Annotated in this window: 7 protein-coding genes; 5 read left to right on the top strand and 2 right to left on the bottom strand. The window is 67.7% G+C overall.

The genetic code is table 11. The features are described 5' to 3' along the window. Nucleotides 1–806 precede the first annotated feature (806 nt). Nucleotides 807–2,195, bottom strand: a complete 1,389-nt coding sequence (gene mpl, locus ACTJJK_RS17930) for a UDP-N-acetylmuramate:L-alanyl-gamma-D-glutamyl-meso-diaminopimelate ligase (RefSeq protein WP_440730862.1) — start codon at nt 2,193–2,195, stop codon at nt 807–809. 257 nt (nt 2,196–2,452) lie between these two features. Next, the gene (locus ACTJJK_RS17925) at nt 2,453–3,031 is read right to left on the bottom strand and encodes an adenylate kinase (RefSeq protein WP_031370360.1); all 579 of its coding nucleotides are present in this window, start codon (nt 3,029–3,031) and stop codon (nt 2,453–2,455) included. Between the two features lie 185 nt (nt 3,032–3,216). Between ACTJJK_RS17925 and ACTJJK_RS17920 the strand changes: the two genes are divergently transcribed. From ACTJJK_RS17920 to ACTJJK_RS17900, 5 genes are all read left to right on the top strand, one after another. After that, the gene (locus tag ACTJJK_RS17920; protein WP_440730861.1) at nt 3,217–4,473 is read left to right on the top strand and encodes a 6-phosphofructokinase; all 1,257 of its coding nucleotides are present in this window, start codon (nt 3,217–3,219) and stop codon (nt 4,471–4,473) included. Between the two features lie 119 nt (nt 4,474–4,592). Next, nucleotides 4,593–5,651, top strand: coding sequence for a hypothetical protein (locus ACTJJK_RS17915; RefSeq protein WP_440730860.1), 1,059 nt, complete (start codon nt 4,593–4,595; stop codon nt 5,649–5,651). A 90-nt stretch (nt 5,652–5,741) separates the two neighbouring features. Next, the gene (locus ACTJJK_RS17910; RefSeq protein ID WP_440730859.1) at nt 5,742–6,572 is read left to right on the top strand and encodes a helix-turn-helix domain-containing protein; all 831 of its coding nucleotides are present in this window, start codon (nt 5,742–5,744) and stop codon (nt 6,570–6,572) included. A 99-nt stretch (nt 6,573–6,671) separates the two neighbouring features. Then, nucleotides 6,672–7,112, top strand: coding sequence for a VOC family protein (locus ACTJJK_RS17905; protein WP_440730858.1), 441 nt, complete (start codon nt 6,672–6,674; stop codon nt 7,110–7,112). A 313-nt stretch (nt 7,113–7,425) separates the two neighbouring features. Beyond that, nucleotides 7,426–8,229: a hypothetical protein gene (locus ACTJJK_RS17900; RefSeq protein WP_031370355.1), complete on the top strand. Its 804-nt coding sequence runs from the start codon at nt 7,426–7,428 to the stop codon at nt 8,227–8,229. The last annotated feature ends 54 nt before the right edge of the window (nt 8,230–8,283 follow it).

Below are 8,283 nucleotides of genomic sequence, written 5' to 3'. Positions count from 1 at the left end.
TTCTTTGGTTACCTTTGACCGAAGGGAATCCAGACGGACTTTTGGGCTTAGCAAAAGAAAGTAACCCGGCCGCGTAGCGGGCGGAAGCTCTGCTCTTGCTTGAAGAAAGGAACCTAGCGAACCCTTCCCTTGTAGGAGCGGCGTGAGCCGCGACCACAGGGCCTCAATCTCGCACCGATGCCGGCCGCAGTCCCTCAGAGTAGGAGCGGCGCAAGCCGCGACCGCGCTGTAACGGATTTGCGGCGTTTCGTTCAAGCAAGATCAAGATCCAGATCAAACGCTAAAAGCTTCCGCCACTAAAGCGGCGGGTTACTTTCTTTTGTCATAAGCAACAAAAGAAAGGTAACCAAAGAAAAATGCTTTTCTTTTGAATCACAGGCCCGCACGAGCGGTGCCTCCGCAGGGATTTTTCATACGGGACATCCCTGTCCCGATGAAAAACGGCCCGCATCCATGCGGACCGCCCTCCGGGTCTTCGATTGCCTTCGCTAGTGCTCGGCTACGCACAGCAACAGCAACAGCCGAAGCCGAAGCCGAATCTTTACGGCAAAGGCGAAAGCCGGTGTTGCCTGGCGTCGTGGCCGGCGCCGGCTCAGGAACGGGCGCGGTCGCGGCTTGTGACCGAAGGAAATCCAGTAGGACGCCGCTCCTACCCCGAGCACCTGCCAGCTACGAAGCTAAATCGAAGCGGCGCGGTCGCGGCTTGCGCCGCTCCTACCCCTGGGCACCAGTCAGCTGCGAAGTTAGATCGAAGCGGCGCGGTCGCGGCTCACGCCGCTCCTACAGGGTCTCGGGGGCAACGTTAATTACGCCGTCTGCGCGTCCTGCAATGCGGCGAAAAACCGCCGCGGGGCGCCATCGAAACCACCGTTCGACATGAACACGACATGGTCGCCGGCGCGTACGCGTTCGCTCAACGCGGCGATCAGGGCATCGGCGTCGGGCACGGTCACGCCCTCGCCGCGCAGGCCGGCGACGACCTTGCCGGCATCCCAGGCCAGTTCGGGCCGATGCAGGAACACCACGGTGTCGGCGCCGTCGAGCGACGGCGCCAGGGCGTCGGAATGCGCGCCCAGGCGCATCGAATTGCTGCGCGGTTCCATCGCCACGACGATGCGCGCGTTGCCGACGCGTGCGCGCAGGCCGGCGAGCGTGGTGGCTATCGCAGTCGGATGATGGGCGAAGTCGTCGTAGACGGTGACGCCGCCGGTTTCGCCGATCACTTCCAGGCGGCGCTTGACGCTGCGAAACGCGGCCAGGGCCGGCAGCACGCTGGCGACATCGACGCCGACCGCGTTCGCCGCGGCCAGCGCAGCCAGGGCGTTCATGACGTTATGGCGGCCGAGCAAGGGCCAACGCACTTCGCCGACTTCGACGCCGTCGTGGATCACCGCGAAGGCGCTGCCGTCGGTTTCGATCAAGCGCGCGGTCCATTCGAAGGCCGGTGCCGCCGATTCGGAGTGCAGGCCGAAACGCTCGACCGGGGTCCAGCAGCCCATCGCCAGCACTTCGCCCAGGCGCTCGTCTTCGCCGTTGACGATCAGGCGGCCGCGGCGCGGCACGGTGCGCACGAGGTGATGGAACTGGCGCTGGATCGCGGCGACGTCGGGGAAGATGTCGGCGTGGTCGTATTCGAGATTGTTGAGGATGGCCACCAACGGACGGTAGTGGACGAACTTGCTGCGCTTGTCGAAGAAGGCGGTGTCGTACTCGTCGGCTTCGACGACGAACTCGCGGCCGGCGCCGATACGCGCGGACACGCCGAAATCCTCGGCGACGCCGCCGATCAAAAAGCCCGGCTGGCGGCCCGCGGCTTCCAGCAGCCAGGTCAGGATAGTCGTGGTGGTGGTCTTGCCGTGGGTGCCGGCGACGGCGAGCGTGTCGCGGCCCGGCAGCACCTGTTCGCACAGCCACTGCGCGCCGGAGGTGTAGCGGCGGCCGTCGTCGAGGACCTGCTCGACCGCGGCGTTGCCGCGCGACAACGCGTTGCCGACCACGATCTCGTCGCAATCGGCGCCGATGTGTTCGGGCCGATAGCCTTGCTTGAGCGCGATGCCGAGCTGTTCGAGCTGGGTCGACATCGGCGGATACACCGCCTGGTCGCTGCCTTCGACCTCATGGCCGAGTTCGCGTGCGAGCGCGGCGACACCGCCCATGAAAGTACCGGCGATGCCCAAGATATGTAGCTTCAAGATCCGAGGTCCTGGATTAACGTCGAAGGTCCAACGCGAGCGGCTCCTGCACGGCACCGACGCCCCCTCTCCCACCTGCGGGAGAGGGCAAGGGCTGGGGGCGCGGGAGTCGGCGTGCGCAGAAGCCCCACGGCTGCTGATCCCGCTACCGCGAAACCTGTGCGGTGGCTGGGAGGGCGAATGCCCTCACCCCAACCCTCTCCCGCAAGCGGGAGAGGGAGAAGAACCGGGGCGCGAACGCGACGCAGAAGAAACGGGGCTCAACCGACCGTCGGCGCCGGTTCCAGCGCTTCGATGATGCGGGTGAACACCACGTCCAACGAGCCGACGCCGTCGACCACGGTCAGGCGGCCATGCTGGCGGTAGTACTCGATGACCGGCGCGGTCACGTCGTCGTAGACCTTCAGGCGCGTGCGCACCGCTTCCGGGCTGTCGTCGACGCGGCCCTGCTCGGCGGCGCGGCCGGCGATGCGCTGGACCAGCAATTCGGTCGGCACTTCGAGCTGCACGGCAAAGTCCATCGGCTGGCCGATCTTCTTCAGCAGCACGTCGAGCGCATCGGCCTGGGCCAGGTTGCGCGGATAGCCGTCGAGAATGAAACCGCCGGCGGTGTCGGGACGCGAAAAACGGTCCTCGAGCATGCCGAGCAGGATCTCGTCGCTGACCAGGTTGCCGGCGTCCATCACCGCCTTGGCTTCCAGACCCAGCTTGGAACCGGCCGCGACTTCGCCGCGCAACAGATCGCCGGTGGAAATATGCGGCACCTGCAAATGCTCCTTAAGCCGCGCAGCCTGCGTGCCCTTGCCGGAACCGGGCGCGCCCAGAAGTACCAATCGCATCAACATCGCTCCTGAAAACTAACGAAATCGTCGCGGCCGGCGTTCGCCACGCCAGCCTCGCAGCCCACCGGCCGCACGAGGCTGGCCAGTCCGCGGGGCGGCGCTACACTCGGAGCCGCCATTCACCCGCCGGGCAAAATATTGCTGGCAGCTTACCGCAATCCGGCCGAAATCCTGGAATCCCCATGCCCAACGGAACTTTGCTGTACGCCCAATCCGGCGGTGTGACCGCCGTCATCAATGCCACGGCCTCGGCCGTGATCGAAACCGCCCGGGCCCGCAAGGTCAAGGTGCTGGCCGCCCGCAACGGCATCCTCGGCGCCCTGCGCGAGGAGCTGATCGACACCTCCCGCGAGTCGGCGGCGGCGATCCGCGCCCTCGGTCACACCCCGGGCGGCGCCTTCGGCTCCTGCCGGGTCAAGCTCAAGTCGCTGGAGGCCGACCGCGCCCGCTACGAGCGCCTGCTGGCCGTGCTCAAGGCCCACGACGTGCGCTGGTTTCTCTACAACGGCGGCAACGACTCGGCCGACACCGCCCTCAAGGTGTCCCGGCTCGCGGCCGAGTTCGGCTATCCGCTGACCTGCATCGGGGTGCCGAAGACGGTCGACAACGACCTCGCGGTGACCGACTGCTGCCCCGGCTTCGGCTCGGCCGCCAAGTACACCGCGGTGTCGGTGCGCGAGGCCGCCCTCGACGTGGCGGCGATGGCCGAGACCTCGACCAAGGTCTTCGTCTACGAGGCCATGGGCCGACACGCCGGCTGGCTGGCCGCGGCCGCCGGCCTGGCCGGCCAGGGCCCCGACGACGCGCCGCACCTGATCCTGTTCCCGGAGCGCCCCTTCGATGAGGCCGATTTCTTCGCCAAGGTCCGGGCCACGGTCGAACGCGTCGGCTATTGCGTGGTGGTGGCCAGCGAAGGCATCCAGACCGCCGACGGCCGCTTCGTCGCCGATGCCGGCGGCGGCCACGACTCCTTCGGCCACACCCAGCTCGGCGGCGTCGCCTCGCACCTGGCCGGACGGGTCAAGGACGCCCTGGGCTACAAGGTGCATTGGGCCCTGCCCGACTATCTGCAGCGCTCGGCCCGCCACCTGGCCTCGAAGACCGACGTCGAGCAGGCCCGCGCGGTCGGCAAGGCCGCGGTCGAGTTCGCGCTGAAGGGCCACAATTCGGTGATGCCGGTGATCGTGCGCACCTCGGACGCGCCGTATCGCTGGAAGATCGAGGCCGCGCCGCTGAGCAAGGTGGCCAACCACGAGAAGAAGATGCCGGCCGGTTTCCTGCGCAAGGACGGCTACGGCATCACCGCCAAGGCCCGCGCCTATCTGGAGCCGCTGATCCGCGGCGAAGCCCCGCCGCCGTACGGCCGCGACGGCCTGCCCAAGTACGTGGCGCTGAAGAACGTCGCGGTGAAACCCAAGCTGCCGGCCTTCGAAGGCTGAGCGAACTGCGACGGCCGGCCGTTAACGCCATCGCGAAACCGGCCTGAGCGCGCCGCCCGCAGCGGGCGGCGCTATCCTCGGGCGGCGGCGGGTCGCCGCCCCAAGGACCGCGTTCGATCATGGACAGTTGGACGAAGGCCGCCACGAAGGCCACCAAGAAAGCCGTACTGTCGGCCAGCCTCGCCACCCTCGTACTGGCGGCAGCACCGGCCTGCGCCGGCGAGGGTTATCTGTTGCATCGCTACGGCGACAAACCCGCGCGCGGCCTGATCTATGCCGACAGCAGCTGGATCGGGACCGCTCTGACGCCCGAAGAGGAAAGCCGGATCCTGTTCGCGGACGGCCCCGACGCGGCGATGAGCGCGCGCGAAGCGGCGCCGCGTTCGATCCAGGTGTTCGAGGTCATGGAACACAAGTCCGCGCCGGACAAGATCGTCCACCACCTGCAGTTCGACTGCGCGCGCGGACGGGCGCGCAGCACCGCGGCCGAGGTGTATTGGCGCAACGACACCGAAGAAACCCGGGCGCCGAGCGAGTGGGCCGCGACGCCGGCCGGCTGGATGACCCAGGCGCAGCGCTTCGCCTGCGAGCCGGCCTCGCGCAAGCCCGAACACGGCATGACCCCGCTCGACGGCGCGGCGAACCAGCTGACCGTGGTCGATCTGTCCTGGCAGCGCTTCTGGACCGACGGCAAGCGGCCGCGCTACACCACCACCCGCTCCAAGACCCAGATCGCCGCGCGCCAGCAGGAGGTCGAAAGCACGCTCGCGCGCCTGTCCGGCGCGATGAGCCAGGTCCACGCCGAACTGCGCGACCAGCAGGACGACGCCCGCGCCCAGGCCGAAGCCTCTGCGCGCAGCGCTCGCGCGAGCGAACGTCGCCAGCGCACGCCGAACCCGGCGCTGGAAAGCTGGATCGACGCGCCGCTGCAATTGCTGGTCGGCACCTGGGGCGATCCGCTCTCGTACCGCGAGGAAGACGACAGCCGCTGGCTGCACTACGTGCTCGGCGCGACCGGGCCGATGCGCGAGGCGACCCCATCGGCACCGGCCCCGGAAACCGGCCGCTGCACGGTCAAGTTCATGGTCCGCAAAGGCAGCATCTACGACTACACCACCAGCGGCGCGGGCGCATCGTGCAAGAACGCCGCGATCCCGGTCCGCTCCGCTTCGATATGAATGCGCGCCGGCATCGAGCACCGCTATCGGATAAGAGCGCATGATCGTGCATTGCCGCCGCCGCGACCTGTCGCCCCTATCCCGTACGCCATGACTGCCGAACGCCCCGTGCCGGCTTCGCTGCATCCCTGGATCGAACGCATCTGGGTGCAGGCGCGTCCGGCCGAGCCAGCGCGCGCCCAGCGCGAGCATTCCTTGCCGAACGGCGCGATGCATCTGGTCGTGCGCCTGGACGGACCGCCGCTGCGCTTGTACGCCGATGCCGACGATCGCATCGGCCGTCGCCACGCCGCCGCGACCGTCGCCGGCATCCGCGCCACGTATTGCATCAAGGACACCTCGACTCCGGCCGCATCGGTCGGTGCCGTGCTGCGCCCCGGCGCGGCGCTGGCCTTGTTCGGCGTGTCCGCGGCCGAGCTCGCCGGCCAACACGTAGCGCTGGGCGATCTGTGCGGCAATGCCGCCGAGCTGCTGTACGAGCGTCTTGCCGTAACCGACGATCCGCACCGTCGTCGCCAGGTGTTCGAGCGTTTCCTGCACGAGCGTCTGCGCCCGTTGCGCGGCCTCGACCCGCAGATCGCGCGGGCGGCAACCCGGCTCGAACGAGCCTCCGGCACGGACGACACCATCGCCGCGATCGCCGAAGCCGGCGGCCGCAGCCATCGCCACTTCATCGCCGGCTTCCGCGATGCGGTGGGCTTGGCGCCCAAGCGCTATGCGCGCGTGCAGCGCTTCCGCCGCCTGCTCGCGGCCTTGTCGGCGACGCCGCGGCCCGCATGGGCGCAGCTCGCGCTCGAGCAAGGTTATTTCGACCAGTCGCACCTGATCCGCGAGTTCCGCGAATTCGCCGGGGTCAGCCCGCGCGAGTACCTGGCCGCACCGCTGGCCGCGCCGCATCATCTGCCGATCGGACCGGGCTAGGCACGCGGTTCTCCTACTCGACGACGCCGGTCAATTTTCTCCAATCCTCGCGAGCGGCCCGCAGCCATGCTGGCGCCGACATCCACCACGGAGCCCGCCATGGCCGTCCACGAGTTGTTTTCCTATCTGTGCGTCGGCGACGCCCAGGCCGCGATCGCGTTCTACTGCAAGGTCTTCGACGCCACCGAAAAATTCCGCCTGGTCGAACCCGGCGGCCGCATCGGCCACGTCGAACTCGACCTCGGCGGCACCACCCTGATGCTGTGCGAGGAATTCCCCGAGGTCGAGATCCGCCGTCCCGAACCGGAGCTCGGCCACAGCCACACCCTGCACCTGCATGTCGACGATGCCGACGAAGTGGTCGCACGCGCGGTCGCCGCCGGCGCGCACCTGGCGATGGCGCCGCGCGATCACTTCTACGGCGAACGCTCGGGCACCGTCATCGACCCGTTCGGACATCGCTGGAACATCGGCCACAGCATCGAGCAGATCGAGCCCGACGAAATGCAGCGCCGCTACGAGCAGGACCCGGATTGCTGAGGACGGCGAACCTAGGACGGCAGGCCGCGTCCCGCGCGGCCTGCATATCTGCGCGCACGGGCCGCTCGCAGCGGCGCGTGCCCATCGAGGCTTGGCGCGCAGGCGATGCTGCAGACGCCCGTGCGGGCGCGAGTTCAGTTTTCGCGGACGCCGCAAGCTGTGCGCTTCGTCAGGAATAGGCACACAGCACATTAACCATGCGGCGAAACCCGTTGAATCGCCTGGGCGATTGCGGCACTCTGCCATCGCGCGCGTTCATGCACCTAATGGCGGACGCACGGACGCTGAGTTTCGACACATCAAGGAGGCCTTCATGAAAGGCAAGCTGTTACCGCTGCTCATTCTCTTGCTGCCCTCGGCTTCGGCCTTGGCCGGCAAGTGCGAAGACAATTTCACCAAGTCCGGCAACCCGCTCAAGGGCACCGAGTATTCGACCTCGGTCACCGTGCCGGGCCTCAGCGTCGCCAGCGCGGTCGGCCAGATGAACAATATCGCCGTGTCCGACGGCATGAACGTGATCGACGCGAACAGCCAGACCGGCTCGCTGCTGCTCGAAGTGTCGCCGAACGTCGCCCATCGCGGCCTGCAGGTCTACGTGACCGCGGTGCCGGACGGCACCGTGACGATGTTGATGAAGACGCGCCGCGGCGCGCTCGCCAACGCCGACTCGATCAAGACCTCGATGTGCAAGATGCTGTACCAGCTCAAGCCCGGCAAGGCACCGCCGAAGGCCGCCGGCGGCGCCAAGCCGATCTCGATCTCGGCGATCAAGCTGGCCGACGAAGTCTCCAAGACCGTCGAAGACAACGTCGCGATGATCGACGTGCGCAACAAGGGCAAGACCTACCGCGTCAGCGGTTACTTCCTGGGTTCCGAATCCGGCAGCGGCGGCCTGAGCGTGTTCTACGACATGAAGCCCTCGTTGCTGCCCGGCTTCATTCCGAGCAGTCGCGACGCCATCGTCTTCACCCGCGTGATGTGCCACATGGCCTCGGACCAGCGCGGTTATTCGATGACTTTGCGCAAGGGCGACAAGCTCGACCTGGTCGGCACCTTCGACTCCTACCAGGCCGACACCCGCCTGATCCACATCGGCAACTGCCGGGTCGCCAAGTAAGCGCAGCGGCTTCGCAACGAAGCCGCCGCACTGAAGCGGGACGAAAGAAAGGGC

Origin of the sequence: Lysobacter sp. 22409 (genome assembly GCF_052045105.1) — a bacterium.
Taxonomy (GTDB): domain Bacteria; phylum Pseudomonadota; class Gammaproteobacteria; order Xanthomonadales; family Xanthomonadaceae; genus Lysobacter; species Lysobacter antibioticus_B.
This window is presented reverse-complemented; position numbering and strand designations above follow the sequence as displayed.